Consider the following 26,427-nt stretch of genomic DNA (forward strand, 5'->3'; position numbering starts at 1 on the left):
TCCCTTGCCCGGACGCCCCGCCCGCGCGGCCCACCGCAGCCCGCCGGCCCGTACGAACCGCACGACCGCCGCACGACCAGCCTGGACCGCAGTGACCTCCCCCTTTCGCCTGGTGCGCAGCCCGCTCGCACGACCGGCCCCGCCCGTCCTGGACGAGTTCCAGCGCGCGGTGGCCGAGCATGCCGGCGGGCCGCTGCTGGTCCTCGCCGGCCCCGGCACCGGCAAGACCACCACCCTGGTCGAGGCGGTCGCCCGGCGGATCGAGCACGGCACCGACCCGGAGCGCATCCTCGTCCTCACCTTCAGCCGCAAGGCGGCCATGGAGCTGCGCGACCGGATGACCGCCCGGATCGGCGCCGCCGGGGCGGCGCCGCAGGCCACTACCTTCCACTCCTTCTGCTACGCCCTGCTCCGCGAGCAGCAGGAGCCCGAGGAGGCCGCCGAGCCGCTGCGGCTGCTCTCCGGCCCCGAGCAGGACGTCATGGTCCGCGAGCTGCTCGCCGGCGGCGCCGAGGACGCCCGGGACGGCACCGGCCGGATCTCCTGGCCGCTGGACCTGCGCGCCTGCCTGACCACCCGCGGCTTCGCCGACGAGGTCCGCGCCGTGCTCGCCCGCAGCCGGGAGCTCGGCCTCGGCGAGGCCGAACTGGCCCGCTTCGCCGAGGGCGTCCAGCGCCCCGACTGGGCCGCCGCCGCCCACTTCCTCGCCGACTACCTCGACGTCCTCGACCTGCGCGGCGTCCTCGACTACGCCGAACTCGTCCACCGCGCCGTGCTGCTCGCCGAACGCCCCGACGCCGCGATGCGGCTCGCCGCCCGCTACGACGTGGTCTTCGTCGACGAGTACCAGGACACCGACCCCTCCCAGGTGCGGCTGCTGCGCCGGCTCGCCGGCGGCGGCCGCGACCTCGTCGCGGTCGGCGACCCCGACCAGTCGATCTACGCCTTCCGCGGCGCCGACATCAACGGCATCCTCGACTTCCCGCAGACCTTCCGGCAGGCCGACGGCCGGCCCGCCGAGGTCAAGGTGCTGCGGGTCTCCCGCCGCTCCGGCGCCGTCCTGCTCGCCGCCACCCGCGAACTCGCCCGCCGGATGCCGATGGGCCGGCTGCCCGCCGACAAACTCGCCCAGCACCGTGCCCTGCGGCCCTCCCGCGAGGGCGGCCGGGTCGAGGTGTACACCTACCCCACGCCCGGCACCGAACTCGACTCGATCGCCGACCTGCTGCGCCGCGCCCACCTGGAGGACGGCGTGCCCTGGGGCGAGATGGCCGTCCTCGTCCGGGCCGGCGCCCGCTCCATCCCCGGCGTCCGGCGGGCGCTGTCCGCGGCCGGCGTCCCGCTGGAGATCGACGGCGACGACCTGCCGCTGCGCGAGGAGCCCGCCGTCACCCCGCTGCTGCTCGCCCTGCGCGTCTGCGCCGAACCGGTCGACCGCTTCACCCCCGACACCGCCCACACCCTGCTCACCGGCCCGCTCGGCGGTCTCGACGGCTCCGACCTGCGCAGGCTCGGCCGCGCCCTGCGCGAGGAGGAGCGCACCGCCCTCCGGGACAGCGGCGGGCAGACCGCCGTCCGGCCCGCCGAGGAACTGATCCGCGAGGCCCTCGTCGAACCCGAGCGGCTCGTCGCCATGGAACCGGCCGCCGCCCGCCGCGCCCGCGACCTCGGCACCCTGCTGCGCAAGGTCCGCGAACTGCTCACCGGCGGCGGCAGCGCCGAGGACGCCCTGTGGATGCTCTGGGACGGCAGCCGCCGCTGGCGCGAACGCCTGGAGCGCGCGGCCCTGCGCGGCGGCGCCGCCGCCCGCAACGCCGACCGCGACCTCGACGCGCTCTGCGCCCTCTTCGAGACCGCCGCCCGCGCCGAGGAACAGGTCGCCGGCCACCGCAGCGCCCCCGACTTCCTGGCCGAACTCGAGGCCCAGGACATCGCCGCCGACACCCTCACCGTGCGCACCGTCCGCCCCGAGGCCGTCCGGCTGATGACCGCCCACCGCTCCAAGGGGCTGGAGTGGCGGCTCGTCGTCGTCGCCGGCGTCCAGGAAGGCCTCTGGCCCGACCTCCGCCGCCGCGGCTCCCTGCTGGAGGCCGACCGGATCGGCCGCGACGGCCTCGCCGAACCGCTCTCCCCGGCCGCCCTCCTCGGCGAGGAACGCCGCCTCTTCTACACCGCCGCCACCCGCGCCAAGGACCGGCTGATCGTCACCGCCGTCAAGGCACCCGCCGAGGACGGCGACGAACCCTCCCGCTTCCTGCGCGAGCTCTACCGCGAGGAACTCGACCCGCGCACCGGCAAGGTCCGCACCCGCACCCCCCAGGTCACCGTCGCCGACATCACCCACCGCCCGCGCCGGCCGCTCTCCGTCGCCGCCCTGGTCGCCGAACTCCGCGCCGTCACCGTCGACCCCGACCGCTCGCCCGCCCTGCGCCGCGCCGCCGCCGAACGCCTCGGCCGGCTCGCCGCGGCCGCCGACGACGACGGCGCCCCGCTCGTCCCCGCCGCCCACCCCGACCGCTGGTGGGGCCTGCTCGACCAGACCGCCGCCCCCGAACCGCTGCGCTCCCCGGACACCCCCGTCCGGCTCTCCGGCAGCGGCCTCGAACAGCTCGACAGCTGCGCCCTCCAGTGGTTCCTCGACAAGGACGTCCGCGCCGCCGGCACCACCAGCTCCGCCCAGGGCTTCGGCAACGTCCTGCACGCCCTCGCCGACGAGGTCGGCTCCGGCCGCGCCCCCGCCGACCTCGCCGTCCTCATGGAGCGCCTCGACACCGTCTGGGACGCCCTCGCCTTCGACGCCCCCTGGAAGTCCCACCAGGAGAAGACCGAGGCCCGCGCCGCCCTCGAACGCTTCCTGCACTGGCACGTCCTCGAACGCGGCCGCACCACCGTCGCCACCGAGCACGGCTTCGACCTCACCCTCACCGTCGGCGGCGTCGCCGTCCGCATCCGCGGCTCCATGGACCGGATCGAGCAGGACGCCGTCGGCCGCGCCTACGTCGTCGACTTCAAGACCGGCAAGCAGATCCCCACCGAGAAGTCCCTCCCCGAGCACAAGCAGCTCGCCGTCTACCAGCTCGCCGTCCGCAACGGCGCCCTCGACGGGCTGCCCGGCATCCCCGAGGGGATCGCCTCCGGCGGGGCCGAACTCGTCCACCTCCGCGAGCCCGGCAAGACCGACAAGGAGGCCCCCAAGGTCCAGCAGCAGGCCCCGCCCGAGGGCGAACCCTGGATCGAGAACCTGCTCGCCGACGCCGCGGGCCGCGTCCTCGCCGAACGCTTCGTCCCCACCCAGGGCGACGGCTGCACCCGCTGCACCTTCCGCAGCAGCTGCACCGCCCAACGCGACGGCCGCCAGCTGATCGAGTAGGGGAGGGGCACTCAGGGGCGCGGGCCGACCCCCAGCGCCCCCATGTGCTCACCCCGGGCGCTGGTACGGGCTGTCGGCGGAGCCGGTTAGCGTTGGGGGGTGCGTTCCGTGCTCGACGATCCCGGTCAGTTGAAGGAGCTGCTCGGCATACCGTTCAACGCCGAGCAGATGCAGGCCATCGGTGCCCCGTTGGAGCCTGCCGTGATCGTGGCCGGTGCGGGTTCCGGCAAGACCACGGTGATGGCCGCCCGGGTGGTGTGGCTGGTCGGTTCGGGGGCGGTGGCGCCGGAGCAGGTGCTGGGTCTGACCTTCACCAACAAGGCGGCGGGCGAGCTCGCGGAGCGCGTCCGCACGGCCCTCGTCCGCGCCCGCGTCCTGGAGCCCGACGACGCCGAGTCGCTGGGCGAGCCGGAGATCTCGACCTACCACGCCTTCGCCGGCCGGCTGCTGAAGGAGCACGGCCTGCGCCTGGGGATAGAGCCGGACGTCCGGCTGCTGGCGGACGCCACCCGGTTCCAGCTGGCGGCCAAGGTGCTGCGGTCGGCCCGCGGCCCGTACCCCGCGCTGACCGGCACCTTCTCGGCGCTGGTCGCCGACCTGATCGGTCTGGACTCCGAGCTCGCCGAGCACCTGGTGGAGCCCGAGCGGCTCCGCGCGTGGGACGGCGACCTGCTGGACGTGCTGGCGACGGCGAAGCTGACCAACGACGACCTGCGGGCGGTGCCGAACGCGGCCCGGGCCCGGCAGGAGCTGCTGCGCCTGGTGGAGGACTACCGCCGGCGCAAGCAGGCCGGCGGCCTGATGGACTTCGGCGACCAGATAGCGGCTTCGGCGCGGCTGGCGCAGGAGCGCCCCGAGGTGGGCCGGCTGCTGCGCGAGCAGTACCGGGTGGTGCTGCTGGACGAGTACCAGGACACCTCGGTGGCGCAGCGGCTGATGCTGGCCGGCCTGTTCGGGGCGGACGGCGGCGACGGCGGCGGCCACCCGGTGACGGCGGTCGGCGACCCGTGCCAGGCGATCTACGGCTGGCGCGGCGCCTCGGTGGCGAACCTGGACGACTTCCCGGTGCACTTCCCGCGGGCGGACGGCACCCCGGCGGCGCGCTTCGCGCTGAGCGAGAACCGCCGCAGCGGCGGTCGGCTGCTGGCCTTCGCCAACCAGCTGGCGGCACCCCTGCGCGCCATGCACGAGGGGGTGGAGGCGCTGCGCCCGGCGCCGGACGCGGAGGCGGACGGCTTCGTGCGCTGCGCACTGCTGCCGACGCACGCCGAGGAGATCGACTGGCTGGCCGACCGGATCGCGCACCTGGTCCGCACCGGGACGGCGCCCGGCCGGATCGCGGTGCTCTGCCGCGGCGGCGCCGCCTTCCCGGACGTGCACGCGGCGCTGGTGGCCCGCGAGGTGCCGGTCGAGGTGGTGGGCCTCGGCGGCCTGCTGCAGCTGCCCGAGGTGGCGGACCTGGTGGCGGTCTGCGAGGTGCTGCAGGACCCGACGGCCAATGCCGCCCTGGTGCGGCTGCTGATCGGTCCGCGCTGGCGGATCGGTCCGCGCGACCTCGCCCTGCTGGGCCGCCGGGCCGCCGAGCTGGTGCGCACCGAGCGGTTGCAGGGCGATGCGCTGGCGGCCGCGGTGGCGGGCACCGACCCGACCGAGGTGGTGTCGCTGGCCGATGCGCTGGAGACCTTCCTGGAGGCGGAGCAGCCGGACGAGCTGCCGTTCTCGCCGGAGGCGCGGGTGCGGTTCGCCCGGCTGGCGCGGGAGGTCCGCGAGCTGCGCCGGGCGCTGGCCGAGCCGCTGATGGACGTGCTGCACCGGGTGCTCGCGGTGACCGGTCTGGAGGTCGAGCTGTCGGCCTCGCCGAACGCGCTGGCCGCGCGCCGCCGGGAGACGCTGCACGGCTTCCTGGACATCGCGGCGGGCTTCGCCGACCTGGACGGCGACCCGGGCCTGTCCGCCTTCCTGGCCTTCCTGCGGGCGGCACAGGAGTACGAGCGGGGCCTGGACGCCGGGCTGCCCGGCGGCGAGGACACGGTGAAGGTGCTGACCGCGCACAAGTCCAAGGGCCTGGAGTGGGACGTGGTTGCGGTGCCGGGCCTGGTGAAGGGCGGCTTCCCGTCCGGCCAGGGCCGCGAGCGCTGGACGAGCACCCGCCGGGTGCTGCCGCACGCGCTGCGCGGCGACGCCGACACCCTGCCCGGCGATCCGCCGTGGACGGCCAAGGGCATGGGCCTGTTCAAGAAGGAGATGGCCCGGCACTCCCAGGTGGAGGAGCTCCGGCTCGGCTACGTCGCCTTCACCCGCCCGCGGGAGCTGCTGCTGGCCTCCGGGCACTGGTGGGGGCCGAGCCAGAAGCGGCGCCGCGGCCCGTCCGACTTCCTGCTCGGGCTGCGCGAGCACTGCGGCCTGCCCGGCAACGGCGAGGTCGAGCTGTGGGCCGGGGAGCCGCTGCCGGACGCGGAGAACCCGGCGCTGGCGCGGTCCGCGGAGACGCCCTGGCCGATGCCGCTGGACGCGCCCGCCCAGCTCGCCCGCCGCCGGGTGGCCGAGGTGGTGCGGCGCAGGCTCGCCGGGGCGCCGCCCGCGCCCGAGGAGGAGCTCGTCCCGGAGGACGCCCGGCTGGTCGCCTCCTGGGACCGCGATTTGGACGCGCTGCTCGGCGAGCTGGAGCGCTCCCGGCGCTCCGTGCGCGAAGTGCCCCTGCCCGCCTCGCTGTCCGCCTCGCAGGTGATGCGGCTGGCCGCAGACCCGGACGGCTTCGCCCGGGACCTGGCCCGCCCGATGCCGCGCCCGCCGCAGCCTGCGGCCCGCCGCGGCACGCGCTTCCACAGCTGGGTGCAGTCCCGCTTCGAGACGGAGGAGCTGCTGCTCCTGGAGCCGGACGCGCTGCCCGGCGCGGACGACGACGGCATCGAGGACGAGCGCGACCTGGCCCGGCTCAAGGAGGCCTTCCTGCGCAGCCCGTACGGGGACCGGGTGCCGTACCGGGTCGAGGCGCCGTTCCAGCTGCTGCTGGCGGGGCGCGTGGTGCGCGGCCGGATCGACGCGGTCTACCGGGAGCGTGACGGTGGCTCAGGGTCACCGCACCCGTGGCGCTACGAGGTGGTCGACTGGAAGACCCACCGGGAGGAGACCGCCGACCCGCTGCAACTCGCCATCTACCGGCTGGCCTGGGCCGAGCGGATGGGCGTCGGGCCGGAGCAGGTCAGTGCGGCGTTCCTGTACGTGCGCAGCGGCCGGGTCGTCAGACCCGCAGGACTTCCTGACCGAAAAGAGTTGACCAGGCTCCTGATCGGGAATAGTGAAGAATGAGTCACGCAGAGCATCCAAGCCGTCACGGGATCGTGCGAAACCTGTGCACTGTGCACTTTTCGCGCCTATTGTGGGGTCGGTAACCGGTCACCCCGTACTCCGGCCGCATGCGGGGGCTGCACGCCCCTGACTTTCCGTCATCATCGCAGGTGCCCCCGGCGCCGGCGACCTTCTGCTGGAGAGACCGACGTTGAGCGCGACCGGATGGATCAGAGACCGGCTCGCGGGGCCCGCCCCGGGGGCCGACCCGGGCAAGGTGACGGGCACCTGGCCGAGAACCGCACTGGCGCTGCCGTTCATCGGCATGGCGCTGGTGGTCTCCCTTGACTTCTTCAGCAACACCGAGGTGACGGTCGAGCCCGCGCTCACCGCCGTCCCGGCGCTGGCCGCCGTGGTCAGCCGGCGCACCTGGTACCCGCTGCTCATCGGCGTACTGACCGAACTGGCCGCCTTCCTGATGGCCGGCTACAACCAGGTGCTCGGCGAGTCGGTGCACAGCGCCACCGTCCTCGCCATCGCCCTGGTCGCCGGCATCGGCTGGGTCTCCACCACCCTGAGGCTCCGCCAGGAGCTCGCACTGGCCGAGGCCCAGCTGGTCGCCGAGATCGCCCGCCGGGTGCTGCTGCGGCCCGTCCCCGACCGGGTCGGCAGCGTCCGCGCCGCCGTCCACTACGCGGCCGCGCACGCACACGCCTCCATCGGCGGCGACCTCTACGAGGTGGTCAACACCCGGCACGGCGTACGGGCCGTGGTCGGCGACGTCCGCGGCAAGGGCCTGGCCGCCGTGGAGACCGCCGCCGCCGTGCTCGGCGCCTTCCGCGAGGCCGCCCACCAGGAGGCCTCGCTCGACCGGGTGGCCGGCTGGCTGGCCGTCAGCCTCGACCGGGCCCTGCACGAGAACGACCACCCCGGCATCGAGGAGGAGTTCGTCACCCTGGTGCTGATCGGGCTCCGCTCGGACGGCACCGCGGAGATCGTCAACTGCGGCCACCCCGCACCCGTCCTGCTGCGCACCGGCGAACCGGTCGCGCTGCTGGAACCGGCCGAGCCGGTGCCGCCGCTCGGCGTGCTCGACCCGGCCGACGTCCGGCCGCCGGTGCAGCGGCTGCCGCTGCGGCCCGGCGACCGGGTGCTGCTCTACACCGACGGCGTGATCGAGGCCCGGGACGGCGGCGGGGCCTTCTACCCGCTCACCGACCGGCTGCCGCACTGCGCCACGGGGTGCCCGGTGGAGGTGCTGCGGAACCTGCACCAGGACGTGGTGCGGCACGTCGGCCACAAGCTGGGCGACGACGCGGCGATGCTGCTCCTCCAGTACGAACCGGTCGGCCCCCACCTCCCCGCCCAGGGCGGCCGCCCCATGCTCGCCAAGGGCACCGGCCGGATCGGCTAGGAGCCGTCTTCAAAGGTACTTGGGTGGTCACTTCGGAGACGCGTGGGGGCACCCCCAGCCTTCGGCTGGGGGTGCCCCCCCGCGCCCCTTGTGGCACACCCATGACCTTTGAAGACACGCTAGGGCCGGTCCGTGGTTCGTACGGCGGCCCGGCCGTCTGCCTTCAGAGGTCGACCTCGACGAGGAGGGGGCGGTGGTCGGAGACGGGAGTGCGGGGAGCGGCGGCGGGGCCGACCGCGGTGCGGGGGACGCCGACCGCCAGGACGTGGTCGAACTGGACGGCGGGCTTGTGGGAGGGGTAGGTGGGGGTGCGGGCCAGGTCGTACCAGCCCTGGAGGCGGGGGCGCGGCTCCCGCACCCGCCGCCGCCGTCCGCCGTCCTGGGCGAGGCGGGTGCGGCGGGCGGCCCGGGCGGCCCTGATCCGTTCGCGTGAGGTGCTGCGGTCGAGGGCGGTGGCGCTGCCGAGCACGGTCCGCGGGACCGCGCCGATCAGGTTGAAGTCGCCCAGCACCAGGTAGGGCTGCGGCAGGTCGGCGATCCAGCGCCGGATCGCGGTGAGCTGCGCCACGTTCCATCCCGGCACGAAGGACAGGTGGGCGGCGACCACGGTGAACGGGCCGTGCCGGCCCTCGAGCACGGCGGCCAGCGCGGCCCGCGGCTCGTCCGGGACGGGGGTCAGCCCGCGCCGCCCGGCGACCCGCAGGGGGAGCCCGAAGGGCGCGGGGGCGAACCGCCGGGCCCGCCAGTGGTGCACCGGAAGCCGGGTCAGCAGGGCGGTGCCGTAGGCGGGCCGGTCGGTGGCGGAATCGACCTCGGCGGGTCCGTAGACCTGCAGTTTCGTCATGGTCGGGTCGTGCACCCAGCCGGCGAGCGGGGCGGGCCGGCCGTGCAGGGCCGCGGCGAACCGCCAGTCGGCCGCGCCCATGGCCTTGGCGGCGACGGCGGCCTGGTCGGCCAGGCCGGAGCGCTCCTGGTGGCGGTCGACCTCCTGGAGGGCGAGCACGTCGGCGTCAAGTTCGGCGATCGCGTCACCGAGCGGGGCGGCGGGGTCGGCCGGGAGGGGCAGCGGAGCGCCGTCGGCGGCGAGCGGTTGACCGTGCAGCAGGTTGAAGGTGGCGATGCGCAGCTGGGTCACATCCCCGACCGTACCCGGTGCCGGGCTTGAGGCCCCCGGGCATACCGGGTATACATACTCGGTATGTCGATCCGTCATGGTCTCCTCGCCCTCCTCGACCAGGGCCCCCGGTACGGCTACCAGCTGCGCTCCGAGTTCGAGGCCCGCACCGGTGCCACCTGGCCGCTGAACGTCGGCCAGGTCTACACCACCCTCGGGCGGCTGGAGCGCGACGGGCTCGTGGAGCCCGCCGGCGAGGACGACGAGGGCCACCTCTTCTACGCCGTCACCGAGGCAGGACGCACGGAACTGCGCCAATGGTTCGACACCCCGGTGCCCCGGACCAATCCGCCGCGCGACGAGCTGGCGATCAAGCTGGCGATGGCCGTCGGCGTCCCCGGGGTCGACGTGCAGGCGGTGGTGCAGTCCCAGCGCCGGCACAGCATGAAGGCACTGCAGGACTACACCCGGCTCAAGGCCCAGGCGCTGACCGCCGCCGAGCAGCAGAGCGACCTCGCCTGGCTGCTCGTCCTCGAGCAGCTGATCTTCCAGACCGAGGCCGAGATCCGCTGGCTCGACCACTGCGAGACCCGTCTCGCCCAGCACGCCTCGCGTCCCGCGCAGGCTCCCGCGCCCGCCACCGAATCCGCACCGGCCACCGGCACCGCGCGCACGCGCCGCCGCAGCCGCATCTGATCAACCGACAGCAGGGGGAAGCATGAGCACCACCCACACCGAATCGCGGCCACCCGTGCTGCACCTCGACCAGGTCAGCCGGGTGCACGGCCAGGGCGCCGCCGAGGTGCACGCCCTGCGCGGCGTCGAACTCGTCGTCCACCCCGGCGAGCTGGTCGCCGTCATGGGCCCGTCCGGCTCCGGCAAGTCCACCCTGCTGACCCTGGCCGGCGGCCTGGACAGCCCCAGCTCCGGCCGGGTGCTGGTCGAGGGCACCGTCCTCGGCGAGCTCTCCCGCAAGCAGCAGGCCCAGGTCCGCCGCCGCTCCATCGGCTACGTCTTCCAGGACTACAACCTCATCCCGGCGCTCACCGCCGCCGAGAACATCTCCCTGCCGCGCGAGCTCGACGGCGTCTCCGGCCGCGCGGCCCGCCGCGAGGCGATCGCCGCGCTGGAGGAGCTCGGCATCCCGGAGCTCGCCGACCGCTTCCCCGACGACATGTCCGGCGGCCAGCAGCAGCGCGTCGCCATCGCCCGCGCCCTGATCGGCGACCGCCGGCTCGTCCTCGCCGACGAGCCCACCGGCGCCCTGGACTCCACCACCGGCGAGGCCGTCCTCGCGGTGCTGCGCGCCCGCTGCGACGCCGGCGCGGCCGCCATGATGGTCACCCACGAGGCCCGGCACGCCGCCTGGGCGGACCGCGTGGTCTTCCTGCGCGACGGCCGCCTGGTCGACCAGAGCGTCAGCCACGACGCGGCCAGCCTGCTGGTCACCGCCGCCACCAACAGCGTGAAGGGGCCCGGCGAGTGAACCCCCGAGCCTGGCGGGTCGCACTGCGGATAGCCCGCCGCGACGCCCTGCGCGCCAAGGGCCGCAGCGCCCTCGTCCTCGCCATGATCGCCCTCCCGGTGCTCGGCGTGGCCGGCGCCGACGTGATGTACCGCAGCGGCGAACTGGAGCCCCGCGAGCAGGCCGTCCGCCTGATGGGCTCGACCGACGCGCTGCTCACCTCGTACGGCCGGGGCACGACCGTGCTCCAGCCGCCCAACGCCGAGCAGGGCGGCTGGGGCGTCCCCGTGGAGCAGGGCAAGCAGCCCACCGCCGAGCAGGTCCGCAGCGCCAAGACCGACCCCGCGGTGCTCGTCAGGGAACTCCTGCCGGCCGGCACCGTGCTGGTGCCGGTGCCCACGGGCGAACGCGCCTCCGCCACCACCAAGGAGGGCCGGCTCGGCGTCGACACCACCGAGGCCGACCTCGCCGACCCGGTCTGGCGCGGCCGGCTGAACATCGTGGACGGCCGCACCCCGAGCGCCCCCCACGAGATCGCCGCCACCCGGTACTTCCTCGACAAGTCCGGCCTGCACCTCGGCGACCGCACCGTGCTGCACGGCCTGGACAGCACCCCGTTCACCATCACCGCCGTCGCCGAGTACCCCGGCGAGCTCAGGGCCGTCACCCTGGTCGGACGGCCCGGCGAACTCGTCGCCCCGCTGCGCGCCGCGAACAACAGCAAGGAGGACCGCTACGGCGGCGACAAGTGGCTCGTCCGGCTGCCGCAGGGTGCCGTCCTCGACTGGCCGAAGGTCCTGGAGCTCAACAAGTACGGCTTCGGGCTGACCTCCCGCACCGTGCTCATGGACCCGCCGCCCCGCTCCGCGGTGCCGTACTACGCCGACATGGACAGGTACGGCGGCGGGGGCATCGACTCGGTGGCCCTGGTCGTCCTCGGCACCGTCGTCGGCATGGCCCTGCTGGAGATCGTGCTGCTGGCCGGCCCCGCCTTCGCGGTCGGCGCCCGCCGCTCGCGCCGCCAGCTCGGCCTGCTCGCGGCCGGCGGCGGCGACCGCTCGCACGTCCGGGCCGTGGTGCTCGGCGGCGGCGTGGTGCTCGGCCTGGCCGGCGCCGTGGTCGGCGTGGTCCTCGCCGTCGTCCTGGTCGCGGTGCTCCGCCCGCTGGCCGAGCAGGCCGCCGGCGAGCGCTTCGGCCACCTCGACCTGCAGCCGCTCGACCTCCTCTGCATCGCCCTGATCGGCCTGGTCACCGGCCTGCTGGCAGCGGTCGTCCCGGCCTTCCAGGCCGCCCGGACGGACGTCGTCGAGGCGCTCACCGGCCGCGGCTCGCTCAGGCCCCCGAGCCGCCGGCTCGCCGTCGTCGGCCTGGTGGCGGTCGGCGCCGGCGCCGCGCTCGCCCTGCTCGGCACCTTCACCGGTGACGCCGGCCGCACCCTCGGTGTGCTCGGCGGCTCGGCCCTCGCCGAGCTCGGCATGATCGCCTGCACCCCGATGCTGGTCGGCCTGTTCGGCCGCCTCGGCCGCCACCTGCCGCTCAGCCCCCGCCTCGCGCTGCGCGACGCGGTGCGCCACCGCGGCCGCACCGCCCCCGCGGTCGCCGCCGTGATGGCCGCGGTCGCCGGCTCCGTCGCCGTCGGCATCTACACCACCAGCTCCGACCGGGAACAGCGGCTGAACTACCACGCCGAAATGCCCGCCGGCGCCGTCCGGCTGTCGGCCGACCAGGGACCGCAGGCGAATCCGGCCGACCTGTCCGCGCTGCGTGCCGCCGTCGAGCGGTCCGTCCCGGACCTCGGCCCGCGCGCCGACCTGATGACCACCGCGTACGGGAAGGACTGCGCCCGCATCTCCTGCGGCTGGGTCGAGGTGGGCGTCCCCAAGGAGCGTCGCTGCCCGACCAACGACCCCGACGTCGACGCCGCGGCGATGGGAGGCGCCGAGATACGCCGGATCAACCGCACCGACCCGCGGTGCGCCGAGGACGTGATCTACGGCAGCGTGGCCGGCTACGTCCCGGCCGGTGACGCCACCGTGCTGCGCAACCTGTTCGGCGTCAACGACCCGGCCGCCGAGCAGGCGCTCGCCGCCGGCAAGGCGGTGGTCTTCGACCCGAAGTACGTCAAGGACGGGAAGATCACCCTCGACCTGACCGTCGCGGAGCCGGAGACCACCGAGGACATCAACGCCGCCAGGCCCAGCAAGCCGGTCGTGCACCACACCACCGTCGACGCCGTCGTCGTCAAGGCCGAGGTGGTCGCCGCCCAGGCACTGGTCAGCCCGGAGACCGCCGGGCGGCTCGGACTGAGCACCCGGCCGGCCGGCAGCGTGTGGCGCCCGGCGGCGGCGCCCTCCGACGGGGCCGAGCAGAAGGCCTCCGCCGCCGTCGGCAAGCTGGACGACAACGCCGGCGTCCAGGTCGAGCGGGGCTACCGCTCCGACCAGACCCTGGTCGGCCTCGCCCTGACCGGCTTCGCCGGCCTGGTCGCCCTCGGCGCCGCGGGCATCGCGACCGGCCTCGCCGCCGCCGACTCGCAGCGCGACCTGGCCACGCTGGCCGCGGTCGGCGCGACCGGAGGCATCCGGCGCAGGCTGTCCGGCTTCCAGTGCGGGGTGATCGCCGCGATGGGCACCGTCCTCGGCACGGTCTGCGGCGTGATCCCGGCCGTGGCACTGCGGAAGATGGAGGCGGCCGCCGTGTACGACTCCTCGTACACCATGGTCAGGCCCGCCGAGACGATCATCGCCTTCCCGTGGACGGACCTCGCCGTCACCCTGGTCGGCCTCCCGCTGGTGGCCGTCCTGCTGGCGATGCTGTTCACCCGCTCCCGCCTGATGCTCACCCGCCGCTCGGCCTGACCGGCGGACAGGAGCACGGGCCGACCCACAGGGGCGCGTGGGGGTACCTCCGGCCGAAGGCCGGGGGAGAACTGCACAATTCGGATGTCCCGGACTGTGTGGATCCCCGCGCCCCCCTGCAGGTTCACCGGGGTGATCGAGGTTACGGGGGTGCGCGCTGCCGGAGGGCGGCACGCACCCGTCCGGGCGAACTAAAGTCGTCCGTATGACGAAAACCCCGGACAGCGTCGTCCGCTCCTACATCGACGAGCACGAGCCCGCCTTCCTGCAGGACCTCTCCGACTGGCTGAGCATCCCCTCCGTCTCCGCCGAACCGGACCGGGCCGGCGACGTCCGCCGCTCCGCCGAGTGGCTGGCCGCCGCGCTGCGCAGCACGGGCTTCCCGGTCGCCGAGGTGTGGGAGACCGACGGCCTGCCGGCGGTGTTCGCCGAGTGGCCGTCCGGGGACGCCTCCGCGCCGACCGTCCTGGTCTACGGGCACCACGACGTGCAGCCCGCGGCCAAGGAGGACGGCTGGGAGACCGAGCCCTTCACCCCGACCGTGGTCGGGCGCCGGCTGTTCGCCCGCGGCGCCGCGGACGACAAGGGCCAGGTCTTCTTCCACACCCTCGGGGTGCGCGCCCACCTCGCCGCCACCGGGCGCACCGCGCCGGCGGTCAACCTCAAGCTGCTGGTCGAGGGCGAGGAGGAGTCCGGTTCGCCGAACTTCGCCGCCCTGGTGCGCCGCGAGGCCGAGCGGCTCGCCGCCGACGTCGTGATCATCTCGGACACCGGTATGTGGTCCGAGACCACGCCGACCGTCTGCACCGGCATGCGCGGCCTGGCCGACTGCCAGATCGACTTCTTCGGCCCGGACACCGACATCCACTCCGGGTCCTTCGGCGGCGCCGTCCCCAACCCGGCGGAGGTGGCGGCCTCGCTGGCCGCCGCCCTGCACGACGCGGACCGCCGGGTCGCCGTCCCCGGCTTCTACGACGGCGTGGTCGAGCTGACCGAGCGGGAGCGCGAGCTCTTCGCCGAACTGCCCTTCGACGAGGCCCAGTGGCTGCGGGTCGCCAAGTCGTACGGCACCCAGGGCGAGACCGGCTACTCCACCCTGGAGCGGGTCTGGGCCCGTCCGACGGCCGAGGTCAACGGCGTCTGGGGCGGCTACACCGGCCCCGGCGGCAAGACCATCGTGCCGTCCGAGGCGCACCTCAAGCTGTCCTTCCGGCTGGTCGCCGGCCAGGAGGTGGAGAAGGTCCGCGAGGCCGTCCGCTCCTGGGTGGCCGAGCAGGTGCCGGAGGGCATCCGGTACGAGATCGCCTTCCCCGGCGCGACCCGCCCCTGCCTGACGCCGCTGGACCACCCGGCGCTGCAGGCGGTCGTCCGGGCGATGGGCCGGGCGTTCGAGCAGAAGATCCTCTTCACCCGGGAGGGCGGCTCCGGGCCCGCCGCCGACCTGCAGGACGTGCTGGGCGCGCCGGTGCTGTTCCTGGGCATCTCGGTGCCCTCCGACGGCTGGCACTCCGTCAACGAGAAGGTGGAGCTGGACCTCCTGCGCAAGGGCGTCGAGACCTCGGCGTACCTGTGGGGCGAGCTGGCCGGGGACGGGCAGCGGGCCTGATGACGACGATGCGGGAAATCGGGAATTGCGGACTTCGAACGGGGATGGACCGAGTTGAGCAGCGCGTCTGACACCGGGCACCTCGCCCTGGCCCGCGCCGGGGTGGACCGTGCCGCGCACCACCGGTTCGACGAGCCGTGGCTGGCCGCGGCGTGGAGCCACCCGACCACCAAGGTGCTGCCGATCGCCGGCGGCGAGGCCTTCGTGGTCGACACCGAGCGGGGCACCGAGCTCGTCCTGCTGCCCTCCTTCGAGGCGCCGGACAGCGGTGACCGCTTCTACCTGGGCACGGACGAGGGCGGCGTCTCGTACTTCGCCCTGGCCGGCGAGAGCCTGCCGGGCCGGCTGGACGGCGACGCCCGCCCGGCCGGGCTGCGCGAGGTCGGCGCCTCGCTCTCCGACCGGGACGCGGGGCTGCTGGTGCACGCGGTCGCCCTCGAGCACTGGCACCGGCTGCACAGCTTCTGCTCGCGCTGCGGCCACCGCACCGAGAAGGCCGGCGCGGGCCACGTGCGCCGCTGCACCTCCTGCGCCGCCGAGCACTACCCGCGGACCGACCCGGCGGTGATCATGCTGATCACCGACGGCGAGGACCGCTGCCTGCTGGGCCGCCAGGCGATCTGGCCGGAGGGCCGCTGGTCGACCCTGGCCGGCTTCGTCGAGCCCGGCGAGTCGATCGAGCAGGCGGTCGCCCGCGAGGTGCACGAGGAGGCCGGGGTGCGGGTCTCCGAGGTCGAGTACGTGGCGAGCCAGCCGTGGCCGTTCCCGTCCAGCCTGATGCTGGGCTTCATCGGCAGGGCCGACCCGGCCGGCACCGGGATCACCGTGGACGGCGAGGAGCTGGCCGAGGCGCGCTGGTTCTCCCGCGAGGAGCTGAAGGCGGGCATGGCGGCGGGTGAGATCCTGCCGCCTTCGGGGATCTCGATCGCCCGGCACCTGGTCGAGCTCTGGTACGGCGAGCCGCTGCCCGCGGCGGCCCGCTGGTAGCACCCGGGCGGGGCATTCGGATCACGGAAAAGGGGGCGCGCGGCGATTGTCTGCGCGCCCCCCTTTTGCTTCGGTCCTTCGATTTCGTGCGCACCGCTTTCGTTCTTGCCGTGCTGTTCGGCCGATCCCGACCGGAGCCGTCCGTACCAGCGCCCACCTGCGGCTGAGTGCGCCCGCATGCGCTGTTCGCGCCCGTTCCAAACCTCCTGACCCGCGTTCTTGGCCGGTTTTCCTGAAATGCGGGAAGCCGTCTGACTACATTCACCGGTGTGACGATCCCCCGAGCCGGAGTGCCCGCTCCCAAGTACCAGCGCCTCGCGGCCGACCTGCGCCGCCGAATCGAGTCCGGCGAGTGGCAGGGCGGCGCGCAGCTGCCCGTCGAGACCGAGTTGGAGCACCACTACGGCGTCGCCCGCAACACCGTGCGCCTGGCGGTCGACGTCCTGGTCAACGAGGGGCGGCTGGTCCGCCTCCAGGGCAAGGGCACCTACCTCAAGCAGCAGCCGATGCTCGACCACCGGGCCTACGGCCCGCCGCACGGCGCAGCCGGCCCGGCGGACTGCCTGGCCGCCCCCTCCGCGGTCTACGCCGACGAGGCCGTCGCCTCCGGCCGCCGGCTGACCTGCGACTTCGAGATGCTCGTGGTGCGCGCCCGGGCCGACATCGCCGAACTGCTCGGCATGCTGCCGGGGGAGGCCGTGGTCGTCCGTCGCCAGCTGAGGCTGACCGACCGCGAGCCGTACTCGATCGAGGAGAGCCACTACCGCGCGGGCCTCGCCGCGGGCACGCCGCTGATGGAACCGGTACCGGTGCCCGGCGGCGACGAGACGGTGCTGGCGGCGATCGGCCGCTGCGAGTCCGCCGCGGCGGACCGCCTGGTGGCGCGGATGCCGGGCCCCGAGGAGGCCGCCTGGTTCGAGGTCGGCCCCGGGGTGCCGCTGCTGGTGCAGACCCGGGTCACCAGCGACGCCCGCGGCCCCGTACGGGTCGTCGAGACGCGCTACGCGGCCGACCGCTGCCGCCTGCTCTACGGGCTCGGCCCGCTCGCCGCGGAGGCCGGAGCCGGCCTCCGGGTGCCGGCCGGGGTCTCCTGAACGGGCCGCCCCCCGCGGTCGGGCCCCTCGAGGCGCCCGGCCCCAGATCCGTCCGGAAGCGGCCTCCGGACGCAGCCGGCCCCGGCGGAAGGAGTCCGCCGGGGCCGGGCCGCCGTACGCGGAGGGCACGCGGCGCGGCCTCCGATTGGCTAGCATGCCGGGCGTCCAGCGAGGCCCGCCGCCGCCAGGCGGCCGCCGGTACCCGTCGGGGGGATCCTGTGCAGCAACCGTCGTCGTTTCCGCCGCCCCAGGGGCCGCCGTCCGACCCTCCGACGGGTACGGGCGCACCGCAGGGCCCGCCGCGGTCGCACATCAAGCTCTGGGGCGCCGTCGCCGCGGTGGTCAGCGCCATCGCGGGGGTGGCCAGCGCGGTCGCCGCGTTCACCGGAGGCTCCTCGGTGCCGGACCGCTCTCCGTCGGCCCAGGTGACGGTGACCGTCGCGCCGCCGCCCGCCGGCGGCAGCGCCCAGCAGGTGCCGCCCGCCGCCGGGGCCTCCGCCACGAACGCCGCCGCGGAGGGCGTCCGCTGGTCGGGGTCGATCGTGCTCGGCCTCGAAGGCATCGACCTGACGCAGTCGCCGCCGCGCAAGGGGAGCGCGTCCTTCATCCGTCCCGCGGCCGCGCGGAGCGGCAGCAACGGGATGATGGTCAAGGGCACCGTGGCGCTCTGGACGGGCACCGGCGCGCCCACCGCCCAGGGCTGCAAGGACCTTCTGCTGACGCAGTCCCGCGACGAGGTCGACGTGGCCGCGGGCGACGTGGTCTGCCTGGCCGAGGGCAGTTCGCCGGTTGCCGCGCTCAAGGTCACCGCCACCCACTACGACCGGGGCGCGTACGGGGAGCTGGACGGCGAGCTCACCGTCTGGAGCCTGCGCCTGAACCGCTGACGGCTTTCGGGCAGCGCTGTCTTCAGGAAGCGCGGGAGGCGGGCACACGCGTACGTGCGCCCGCCTCCGCGGGTCCTGCGGGCCGACGCCGGGTCAGCCGGCCAGCGCGGCCTGCACCTGGCGCAGGCTCGGGTTGGTCATGACGACGTCCTCGCCGCCGCTCTTCGGCGACACCAGCACGGTCGGCACGGTCTGGTTGCCGTTGTTCACCGACTCCACGAAGCTCGCCGAGGCCGGGTCCAGCTCGATGTTCACCTCGGTGTAGGCGATGCCCTCGCGCTCCAGCTGGCTCTTGAGGCGGTTGCAGTAGCCGCACCAGGTCGTGCTGTACATCGTGACGGTGCCGGACATGGCGGCGTGCTCCTTCGGAGAGGGGGCGTACGGACGTGGGTCCCAACGCCCGGCGTGCACCCGGCATTCCGCGCACGCCCGGCGCGTGCGGAACGCCACACGCGGGGCGGCGGGCCGATCGTCGTACCGCAGCAGCCGGCCTGTGGACAACCCGCAGGCTGTCACCGCCGACTGCCAGGATGTGCGTCCGGCCGCACCGCCCGCCGGGCTGAGAGGATGGTAGTCATGCAGGAAGAGCTCTCGGGCATGCCGTCCGACCCGTACGAGTCCTGGGGCGGCGCCCCCGCCGGTGCCGACGCGGTGCTCGCCGGGCTCGACCCCGAGCAGCGTGCCGTCGCCACCGCCCTCACCGGCCCCGTCTGCGTCCTCGCGGGCGCCGGCACCGGCAAGACCCGGGCCATCACCCACCGGATCGCCTACGGCGTGCGCAGCGGCGTCTACCAGCCCCAGCAGGTGCTCGCGGTGACCTTCACCGCCCGTGCGGCCGGCGAGATGCGCGGGCGGCTCCGCCAGCTCGGCGCCGAGGGCGTGCAGGCCCGCACCTTCCACTCCGCCGCGCTGCGCCAGCTCCAGTACTTCTGGCCGCGGGCGATCGGCGGCGAGGTCCCGCGGCTGCTGGAGCGCAAGGTCCAGCTGGTCGCCGAGGCCGCCTCCCGCACCGGCCTGCGCGTGCAGCGCACCGAGCTGCGCGACCTCACCGGCGAGATCGAGTGGGCCAAGGTCACCCAGATCGTGCCCGACGACTACCCGGCCGCCGTCGCCAAGAGCAGCCGCGAGGCCCCGCGCGACCCGGCCGAGATCGCCCGCGTCTACGCGACGTACGAGCAGGCCAAGCGCGACCGCGGCCTGATCGACTTCGAGGACGTGCTGCTGCTCACCGCCGCCGTCCTGGAGGACCGCCCGGAGATCGCCGAGCGGGTCCGCGCCCAGTACCGGCACATCACCGTCGACGAGTACCAGGACGTCTCCCCGCTCCAGCAGCGGCTGCTGGAGCAGTGGACGGCCGGCGGCGCCAGCCTCTGCGTGGTCGGCGACGCCAGCCAGACCATCTACTCCTTCACCGGTGCCACCCCCGACTACCTGCTGAACTTCCGCACCCGGCACCCGGACGCCACCGTGGTGAAGCTGGTCCGCGACTACCGCTCCAGCCCGCAGGTCGTCCACCTGGCCAACGGGCTGCTCGCCCAGGCCCGGGGCCAGGCCGCCCGGCACCGCCTGGAGCTGGTCTCCCAGCGGGAGGCCGGCCCGGACCCCGAGTACGCCGAGTACCCGGACGAGCCGACCGAGGCCGAGTCCACCGCGCACCGCATCCGCAAGCTGCTGGACGGCGGCGTGCGGGCCAGCGAGATCGCCGTGCTGTTCCGCACCAACGGCCAGTCCGAGGTGTACGAGCAGGCCCTCGCCGACCTCGGCCTGCCCTACCAGCTGAAGGGCGCCGAGCGGTTCTTCGAGCGGCCCGAGGTGCGCGAGGCCGGCGTGCTGCTCAAGGGCGCCGCCCGCGCGTCCGACGACCCGCTCACCGCGGACGCGCCCGACCTCGCCGGGCAGGTCCGCGCGGTGCTCGCCACCCGCGGCTTCACCGCCGTCCCGCCGGCCGGCTCCGGCGCCGTCCGCGAGCGCTGGGAGTCGCTGGCCGCGCTCGTCCGGCTCGCCGAGGAGTTCGAGGCCGGCCGCCTCGCTGCCGGGGAGAACGCCGGGCTGGCCGCGTACGTCGCCGAGCTCGATGCCCGCGCCGCGGCCCAGCACGCACCCGCCGTCGAGGGCGTCACCCTGGCCTCGCTGCACGCCGCCAAGGGCCTGGAGTGGGACGCAGTCTTCCTCGTCGGCCTCAGCGAGGGCACCCTGCCGATCATCTACGCCAAGACCGACGAGCAGATCGAGGAGGAGCGCCGGCTGCTCTACGTCGGCGTGACCCGCGCCCGGCAGCACCTCAGCCTGTCCTGGGCCCTCTCGCGCTCGCCCGGCGGCCGGGCGAGCCGCCGGCCCACCCGCTTCCTGGACGGCCTGCGGCCGGGCTCCGGCACGGCGCAGGGCGGCGGCCGGGGCGGCCGGGGCGGGGTCGAGCGCGGCGAGGCCCGCGCGGCCTCCCGCCGCGCCCCGCGCGGCCCGGTCACCTGCCGGGTGTGCGGCCGCACCCTCACCGAGGCGGTGGAGCGCAAGCTGCGGCGCTGCGAGGGCTGCCCCTCCTCGATGGACGAGGCGCTGTACGAGCGGCTGCGCGAGTGGCGGGCCCGCCAGGCGAAGAAGCAGGGTGCGCCGGCGTACGTGGTGTTCACCGACGCGACCCTGATGGCGATCGCCGAGGACGTCCCGTCGAGCGAGCGCGAACTGGCCCTGATCTCCGGGGTCGGCGCCATGAAACTGGACAAGTACGGCGCCGCTGTGCTGTCGTTGTGCGCGGGGGAAGAGCCTGTCGACGACATCGCGGACGGGCTCGTGGGGGAGCCGACCGAGCCGGCCTGAGCCGCTCGCGGAGATCACTCCGGAACTCGCCGGAAAAATAGTTTGCGCCCCGTACGCCGCGCGCAATAGCCTGCCGGAGCGGTCAAGGGGACGAGATCGCAAGGCCGCTCGGAGGGCCACCTTCAGCGTGCCGTTCGGGCGCGACCGGATCTTTTCGGGTCCGACAGCGCCGGTACAGCAGCAACACCGCACCACCAGCAGGACCGACCGACATCCGAACACCGGGGCCCGGGGAACTGGGCACCGCGAGACGCCGAGAGGAGGCGAAGACAGTGGAAACCACGAAGACCATCACCAAACTGACTGGCCAGACCGTATTCGCCATGCCCGCGGGCGCCCTCTCGCTGTTCGGCACCCGTTGCACCTCGACCACCGTCTCGCGTCTGCGCGGCGTGGTCGTTCTGGCCGACAACGGTCTGGGTCTCCAGGGCACCGATGTCTCCGTTGTCAGTGGCTCCGGCTTCACTGGCCTCGGCGGCGCCGATTCCCGCGAGACGGGTCTGTCCCGTGACTGGGCGATCTTCGGCGGCGGCCTCGGGCTGCGCGACGAGCGACCGACCCAGGCACCGAAGGCAGTGGCAGTGGCAGCCATGCATGGCGGCTATGTGCGCGTCTCCGGTGCCGGAGCCACCAAGCAGGACGAGCAGCTGATCAACCTGGCCCAGGCCGCCCAGATGGGCGCCCAGGCCACCCGGATGAGGGCCTTCCGCGGCCCGGAACCCTGGAGTGAACGCACCTGAGGAAGCCTCAGGTCGGTCTCCAGGGCCGCGGAACCCGTCACACCGGGATCCGCGGCCCTTCTGTTTTGTCCGGTACGTCAAGACAAACCCAGGCCCCTCGGGGCCTCCGGTCCGGCCCCACCAGCCGGCTGGACCGGAACCACTGAGAAAAGACGAGGAAGAAGTGTCCACGGTCATCACGCCGCCCCTCCCGTCCGTACCGACAGACAAGTTCACCAAGGCCGACCAGGCCGACCCCCCGGAGGTTTCCCTGATGCAGCAGCTCTCTTCGCTCGACGAGGCCGACGCCCTCGGCCAGACCGTCCCGTGCCGGGCCTTCGACCCGGAGGTCTTCTTCGCCGAGACGCCGGCGGACGTCGAGTACGCCAAGTCCCTCTGCGGCACCTGCCCGGTCAAGGAGGCCTGCCTGGCCGGCGCGCTGGAGCGGCGCGAGCCGTGGGGCGTCTGGGGCGGCGAGCTCTTCGTCCAGGGCGTGGTCGTGGCCCGCAAGCGGCCGCGGGGCCGTCCGCGCAAGACCGAGGTCATGGCGTGATCACCGCCGACATGCCCACCGGTCACGGAACCGCAGGCGTCCGACGGGGAGAGCAGCCCCCGCAGGACAGCGCCCTGCGCCGCTCCGTACGCATCGCCGCCGCCAAGGCCGATGCCGCAGCCCGCCACCCCTTCCCGAGCACGCACCACGAGCAGGACCACCACATGACCCCCGCCGCCGATCACCCCGCCCGCTTCGAGCAGCACCCCGAACTCCACGCCCCGAACAGGAACTTCGACATGCATCTCCTCCAGGAATCCCTGGCCCGCGCCCATATGCAGGAACTAACCCGCGAGGCGGAGCGCCAACGACTCGGCGCGCGCCTCGCACGGGCCGACCGCCTCGTGCGGAAGGCCGAACGTGCGTCGCTGCGCGCCCGCAGGGCGCTTGCCACCGCCCTGATGTGACGGACCGCCGCCGGTCCCGCCCCGACCGGGGCGGAGCCGGACGGCCCGTCCAGTGACCAGGCAGAGAACGGAACGACGGCCGCCCCCTTGCGGAAGGGGGCGGCCGTCGCCGTGTGCGGGCCCTGTCCGGGGCTGCCCGCGGGCCCCGGCTCAGCGGCCGGCGAACCCCGGCAGCCAGGCGGCCAGTTCCTCGCGCAGCCGCACCTTCGCACCCAGCTGGCAGAGCACACCGATGGTGCTCAGCGTCACCCGGTGGATCAGCAGGTAGGACGGCGGCAGGTTGAGCTGCTTGCCCAGGTTGTACGCGGGCGAGCGGGGGTCGGCGATCCGGGCCGCCTGCGCCCGCATCCAGTCCCGGGTGAAGGTGAACTCCTCCACCCGGGTCGGTTCGATGATCGGCACCAGGTAGTCCAGCACCGCGTCCGGGTCGAGCGTGATGGTCGGCCGGACGAAGCCCTCCTGGCGGAGCATGTCGTAGACCGCCCCGGCCTCCCCCTCCAGGGCGAGCCGGAGCGCCGTGCCGATAGGCTCGGGCAGCCCGCCCGGCAGCCGGTCGACCGTGCCGAAGTCCAGCACCCCGAGCCGCCGCTCCCCGGCCGGCCCGTCGCCGAGCAGCCGGAAGTTGCCCGGGTGCGGGTCCGCGTGCAGCAGCCCGGTGCGGGTCGGTCCGGCGAACAGGAAGCGGGCCAGCAGCTGCCCGGCCCTGTCCCGCTCCGCGGCCGAGCCGGAGGCGATCACCCGGGCCAGCGGGATGCCGTCCATCCACTCGGTGACCAGCACCTGCCCGGCCCGGTCGACCACCCCGGGCACGGCGATGTCCGGGTCGTCGGCGAACTCCTCCGCGTGGGCGCGCTGGGCCTGCGCCTCCAGGCCGTAGTCCAGCTCCTCCGCGACCCGCGCCCGCAACTCGGCGATCAGCGGCTTCATGTCCATCCCGGGGATCAGCGGACCCAGCACCCGGGCCAGCCTGGCCAGTTGGCCGAGATCGCCCAGCAGCGCGTCGCCGGCCCCCGGGTACTGGACCTTGACGGCGACCGTGCGGCCGTCGTGCCAGACCGCTCGGTGCACCTGCCCGATCGACGCGGCGGCGGCCGGGCGGTCGTCGAAGCTGCGGAACCGCTCCCGCCAGTCGGCGCCGAGCTGTTCCGCCATCACCCGGTGCACGGTGGCCGCCGGCATCGCCGGGGCCGAGTCCTGGAGCTTCGTCAGCGCGGCCCGGTAGGGGCCGGCGACGTCCTCGGGCAGCGCGGACTCGAAGACCGACAGCGCCTGGCCGAACTTCATGGCGCCGCCCTTGAGCTGACCGAGCGTCGAGAACAGCTGCTCGGCGGTGCGCTGCTGCAGCTCGGCCGTGACCTCCTCGGCGGGCCGGCCGCCCAGCCGCTTGCCCAGCCCGAGCGTGGCACGGCCCGCGAAGCCGAGCGGCAGCGCCGCCAGCCGTGCGGTACGCGTCACGGCCTTGCGCGGAAGATCGCTCACCCCGGGGCCTCCCAGTCGGATCGCGCCCGCCGGGGCCGGTCGGCGCGCAGGCACCGGACGCGGCCCGCCACGGGCAGTGGTCACCTCGCCATTGTGCCCGCTCCACCGGGCACGTCCGGCGAATAATGCGGACTGGTATTCGGGCGCGCAACCCGGTGGTGGGGCGTACCGCGCGAAGTTCACCTCAACGGGGCACCCCGAACGCCTGCCGAAGGGATTCACCCCCTCCTGCCGGCCCGCCCGGCGCGGCCGCCCGGGCCGGGGGCGGCGGGCCCGATGCGCGCCAGAGGCAGCCGCAGGCCGGGTGGGCGCGCAGCCGGAGGCGCCGCACCGTGCCGTCGGCGGCGGACAGCTCGCACCAGCCGTCCACGCTCGGCGGCAGCACCCCGTCCAGGTAGAGCTGGGCGTGCAGGGCGGCCAGCCCGGCGACGGCGGTGGCGAGCGCGCTGTCACAGGCGGGCGTCCCGGCCCGCCCCGGGCCGGCGCCCTCCAGCTGGGCGAGCAGCCGCGGCCAGCCCGGGTCCTCGTCGTGCCTGGTCAGCGCGGCGCAGCCGCCGCAGGCCGAGGCGCCGGGGACGACCAGCGGCCCGACCACGCCCAGGTGCTCCAGCACCCCGACGTACAGGTGCGGCACCCCGGCCCGGACCAGCTCGTGCGCCTCCACCGCCCCGCCGGTGTGCGCGGCGGAGCCGTCCCGCGGTGCCAGCACGACCAGGGCGGGCGGCCCGGCGGCGACCGGGGCGGGGCGGCGGCCGGCGGCCGGGGGCACCCCTGCGGCCCGCTGCACGGCCTCGCGGGCGGCGGTGCCGCGCAGCCGTCCGATGTCGGCGGGCGGCAGGCCGGCGGGCGAGCAGTCCGCGGCGGTGACCCGGCCGCCGTCCGCCACGGTGACGGTGCCGATGCCGCCGGCCGCGAGGGCGGCGGCCAGCGCGGTGCCGACCCGGCCGGCGCCCCGCACCTCCACCCGGGCGCGCCGGCGGGCGGTGAGCACCTCCGCGGCCTCGCCGGGCTCGGGGTGGACCAGCGAGAGCCCGGCGGCGTCCGGCCCGAGGAGCTCCCGCTGCGGCTGCGGGAAGCCCTCCAGGGCCTCGCGGAGGGCCTCGGCGTCGTCCAGCAGCTCGCCCCGGGCCAGCGAGTCGAGCAGGGCCCGGCAGACGCCGGCGTCCAGGCCGAGTGCCTCGCCGGCCGCGATCAGCCCGGCGGTGTCCCGGCTGCCGTCGACCAGCTCCAGGAAGGCGGCGACGGTGCGGTCGACCTGCTCGACCAGCCGGGCGTGCCGGCGGACGGTGCCGAACTGCAGGGTCCGCTCGTCCCGCCAGAGGCGGGAGAGGGCGGGTTTGAGCATCGGGCGCATGGCGTCCCTCCTGGGCGGTGCGGTGCCGCGGGCGGTGCCGCGGTGAGGGCAGGATGCCCGATCCGGCGGCGGTCCCGCCGGGCGTTGTCCACAGGCCCGGTCGCATGATCCGAAGATCGGTGCGTACACCCTGTGGACAATTTCCGTTCGCGCGACGTGCGCCATCCCTGCACGCCGCGACGGGCCGGGCAGCCCCGTTCTGTCGGAGGCGGCGGGTAACGTCGGGTGCCATGGCGGCCGAACCGGACACCCGATCCCCGTCGCCGCGCCGACGTCCCCGGGCAGCCTCCGGGTACGACGCCGCGGCGCCCGGTGCGCACGGGCGCGCCCGCACGCCGGAGCCGCCCCCCGACCCGCTGCCGCAGGCGGAGCCCGGGCCGCAGCCGGGTTCCGCCGCCCCGCCGCCGGTCGACCCCGCCGCCGTCGAGGTCCGCCGCAGCGCCCGGCGCAGCCGCACCGTCTCCGCCTACCGCGAGGGCGACCGCACCGTCGTGCTGATCCCGGCCCGGATGTCGAAGGCCGAGGAGCAGCGCTGGGTGGCCCAGATGCTGGAGCGGCTGGCCCGGCAGGAGAGCCGCCGCACGCTCGGCGACGACGCGCTCGAGGCCCGTGCCCGGGAGCTGTCCGAGGCGTACCTGGGCGGGCGGGCCGTCCCGCGGCAGGTCCGCTGGGTCACCAACCAGAACACCCGGTGGGGCTCCTGCACGCCCGCCGAGCGCACCGTCCGGCTCTCCCACCGGCTGCAGGGCATGCCCGGGTACGTCGTGGACTACGTGCTGCTGCACGAGCTGGCGCACCTGCTGGTGGCCGACCACGGGCCGGGGTTCTGGGCGCTGCTGGAGGCCTACCCGCGCACCGAGCGGGCCCGCGGCTACCTGGAGGGCGTGGCCGCGGCCGCCCGGCTGCCGCACCCCCCGGCCGGCGCAGGCCTGCCCGGGGCCGACGGCGGGGAGCCGGTCGGGGCGGGCGACTGCGACTGACATTCGGGGCCGGTCGGGGCTGCTGTGCGGGCGGGCCG

19 protein-coding genes are annotated in these 26,427 nt (G+C 75.2%); 15 read left to right on the forward strand and 4 right to left on the reverse strand.

The window, feature by feature from the left end; all coding sequences use genetic code 11:
• The first annotated feature begins 91 nt into the window (after positions 1–91).
• The 3 genes from ACQ614_RS22325 (at position 92) to ACQ614_RS22335 (ending at position 8,072) form a co-directional block, all read left to right on the forward strand.
• Positions 92–3,370: an ATP-dependent helicase gene (locus ACQ614_RS22325; protein WP_431680329.1), complete on the forward strand. Its 3,279-nt coding sequence runs from the start codon at positions 92–94 to the stop codon at positions 3,368–3,370.
• A gap of 99 nt (positions 3,371–3,469) precedes the next feature.
• A complete protein-coding gene (locus tag ACQ614_RS22330; RefSeq protein ID WP_431680330.1) occupies positions 3,470–6,679 on the forward strand; it encodes a UvrD-helicase domain-containing protein in 3,210 nt (1,069 codons plus the stop codon).
• Between the two features lie 256 nt (positions 6,680–6,935).
• Complete coding sequence (locus ACQ614_RS22335) at positions 6,936–8,072, forward strand: PP2C family protein-serine/threonine phosphatase (protein ID WP_431680331.1); 1,137 nt, start codon at positions 6,936–6,938, stop codon at positions 8,070–8,072.
• A 163-nt stretch (positions 8,073–8,235) separates the two neighbouring features.
• Here the strand turns inward: ACQ614_RS22335 and ACQ614_RS22340 are convergent, their stop codons facing one another.
• Positions 8,236–9,207, reverse strand: a complete 972-nt coding sequence (locus ACQ614_RS22340) for an endonuclease/exonuclease/phosphatase family protein (protein ID WP_431680332.1) — start codon at positions 9,205–9,207, stop codon at positions 8,236–8,238.
• A 63-nt stretch (positions 9,208–9,270) separates the two neighbouring features.
• Between ACQ614_RS22340 and ACQ614_RS22345 the strand changes: the two genes are divergently transcribed.
• The 7 genes from ACQ614_RS22345 to ACQ614_RS22375 all read left to right on the forward strand — a co-directional run bounded on the left by ACQ614_RS22345 (position 9,271) and on the right by ACQ614_RS22375 (position 18,083).
• Positions 9,271–9,882 carry a PadR family transcriptional regulator gene (locus tag ACQ614_RS22345; RefSeq protein WP_431680333.1) on the forward strand — a complete coding sequence of 204 codons (612 nt, stop codon included), beginning with the start codon at positions 9,271–9,273 and terminating at the stop codon, positions 9,880–9,882.
• Positions 9,883–9,904: 22 nt separating this feature from the next.
• A complete protein-coding gene (locus tag ACQ614_RS22350; RefSeq protein ID WP_363490599.1) occupies positions 9,905–10,672 on the forward strand; it encodes an ABC transporter ATP-binding protein in 768 nt (255 codons plus the stop codon).
• A complete protein-coding gene (locus ACQ614_RS22355) occupies positions 10,669–13,509 on the forward strand; it encodes an FtsX-like permease family protein (protein WP_431680334.1) in 2,841 nt (946 codons plus the stop codon). Before ACQ614_RS22350 ends, ACQ614_RS22355 begins: the two co-directional genes overlap by 4 nt.
• Before the next feature lie 205 nt (positions 13,510–13,714).
• Positions 13,715–15,115, forward strand: coding sequence for a dipeptidase (locus ACQ614_RS22360; protein ID WP_431680335.1), 1,401 nt, complete (start codon positions 13,715–13,717; stop codon positions 15,113–15,115).
• A 54-nt stretch (positions 15,116–15,169) separates the two neighbouring features.
• A complete protein-coding gene (gene nudC, locus ACQ614_RS22365) occupies positions 15,170–16,102 on the forward strand; it encodes an NAD(+) diphosphatase (RefSeq protein ID WP_431680336.1) in 933 nt (310 codons plus the stop codon).
• 269 nt (positions 16,103–16,371) lie between these two features.
• Entirely contained in the window at positions 16,372–17,196 is an 825-nt protein-coding gene (locus tag ACQ614_RS22370) for a GntR family transcriptional regulator (RefSeq protein WP_363490607.1), read from the forward strand.
• Positions 17,197–17,414: 218 nt separating this feature from the next.
• Complete coding sequence (locus ACQ614_RS22375) at positions 17,415–18,083, forward strand: hypothetical protein (protein WP_431680337.1); 669 nt, start codon at positions 17,415–17,417, stop codon at positions 18,081–18,083.
• A gap of 93 nt (positions 18,084–18,176) precedes the next feature.
• Here the strand turns inward: ACQ614_RS22375 and ACQ614_RS22380 are convergent, their stop codons facing one another.
• A complete protein-coding gene (locus ACQ614_RS22380) occupies positions 18,177–18,434 on the reverse strand; it encodes a mycoredoxin (RefSeq protein WP_363490611.1) in 258 nt (85 codons plus the stop codon).
• 246 nt (positions 18,435–18,680) lie between these two features.
• On the opposite strand from ACQ614_RS22380, the gene ACQ614_RS22385 reads away from it, so the two are divergent.
• The 4 genes from ACQ614_RS22385 (at position 18,681) to ACQ614_RS22400 (ending at position 22,576) form a co-directional block, all read left to right on the forward strand.
• Complete coding sequence (locus ACQ614_RS22385) at positions 18,681–20,897, forward strand: ATP-dependent DNA helicase UvrD2 (protein WP_431683989.1); 2,217 nt, start codon at positions 18,681–18,683, stop codon at positions 20,895–20,897.
• 272 nt (positions 20,898–21,169) lie between these two features.
• Entirely contained in the window at positions 21,170–21,637 is a 468-nt protein-coding gene (locus ACQ614_RS22390) for a hypothetical protein (RefSeq protein ID WP_431680339.1), read from the forward strand.
• 175 nt (positions 21,638–21,812) lie between these two features.
• The gene (locus tag ACQ614_RS22395; protein ID WP_363490795.1) at positions 21,813–22,169 is read left to right on the forward strand and encodes a WhiB family transcriptional regulator; all 357 of its coding nucleotides are present in this window, start codon (positions 21,813–21,815) and stop codon (positions 22,167–22,169) included.
• Positions 22,166–22,576, forward strand: coding sequence for a hypothetical protein (locus ACQ614_RS22400; RefSeq protein WP_431680340.1), 411 nt, complete (start codon positions 22,166–22,168; stop codon positions 22,574–22,576). Before ACQ614_RS22395 ends, ACQ614_RS22400 begins: the two co-directional genes overlap by 4 nt.
• A 150-nt stretch (positions 22,577–22,726) precedes the next feature.
• On the opposite strand, the gene ACQ614_RS22405 is transcribed toward ACQ614_RS22400, so the two are convergent.
• Both ACQ614_RS22405 and ACQ614_RS22410 read right to left on the reverse strand, forming a co-directional pair.
• Positions 22,727–24,055 (reverse strand): ABC1 kinase family protein, encoded by a 1,329-nt coding sequence (locus tag ACQ614_RS22405; RefSeq protein ID WP_431680342.1) that lies wholly within the window; start codon positions 24,053–24,055, stop codon positions 22,727–22,729.
• Positions 24,056–24,239: 184 nt separating this feature from the next.
• Complete coding sequence (locus ACQ614_RS22410) at positions 24,240–25,409, reverse strand: ThiF family adenylyltransferase (protein WP_431680344.1); 1,170 nt, start codon at positions 25,407–25,409, stop codon at positions 24,240–24,242.
• A gap of 230 nt (positions 25,410–25,639) precedes the next feature.
• Between ACQ614_RS22410 and ACQ614_RS22415 the strand changes: the two genes are divergently transcribed.
• A complete protein-coding gene (locus tag ACQ614_RS22415; protein ID WP_431680345.1) occupies positions 25,640–26,389 on the forward strand; it encodes a M48 metallopeptidase family protein in 750 nt (249 codons plus the stop codon).
• Positions 26,390–26,427 lie beyond the last annotated feature (38 nt).

The sequence above is a fragment of the Kitasatospora dryopteridis genome (genome assembly GCF_050749075.1).
Lineage (GTDB): Bacteria > Actinomycetota > Actinomycetes > Streptomycetales > Streptomycetaceae > Kitasatospora.

Coding starts and splice junctions, on each gene's coding strand:
- ACQ614_RS22360 (WP_431680335.1), top strand. CDS start 13,715: ATGACGAAAACCCCGGACAGCGTCGTCCGCTCCTACATCGACGAGCAC.
- ACQ614_RS22350 (WP_363490599.1), top strand. CDS start 9,905: ATGAGCACCACCCACACCGAATCGCGGCCACCCGTGCTGCACCTCGAC.
- ACQ614_RS22345 (WP_431680333.1), top strand. CDS start 9,271: ATGTCGATCCGTCATGGTCTCCTCGCCCTCCTCGACCAGGGCCCCCGG.
- ACQ614_RS22410 (WP_431680344.1), bottom strand. CDS start 25,409: ATGCGCCCGATGCTCAAACCCGCCCTCTCCCGCCTCTGGCGGGACGAG.
- ACQ614_RS22415 (WP_431680345.1), top strand. CDS start 25,640: ATGGCGGCCGAACCGGACACCCGATCCCCGTCGCCGCGCCGACGTCCC.
- ACQ614_RS22380 (WP_363490611.1), bottom strand. CDS start 18,434: ATGTCCGGCACCGTCACGATGTACAGCACGACCTGGTGCGGCTACTGC.
- ACQ614_RS22385 (WP_431683989.1), top strand. CDS start 18,681: ATGCCGTCCGACCCGTACGAGTCCTGGGGCGGCGCCCCCGCCGGTGCC.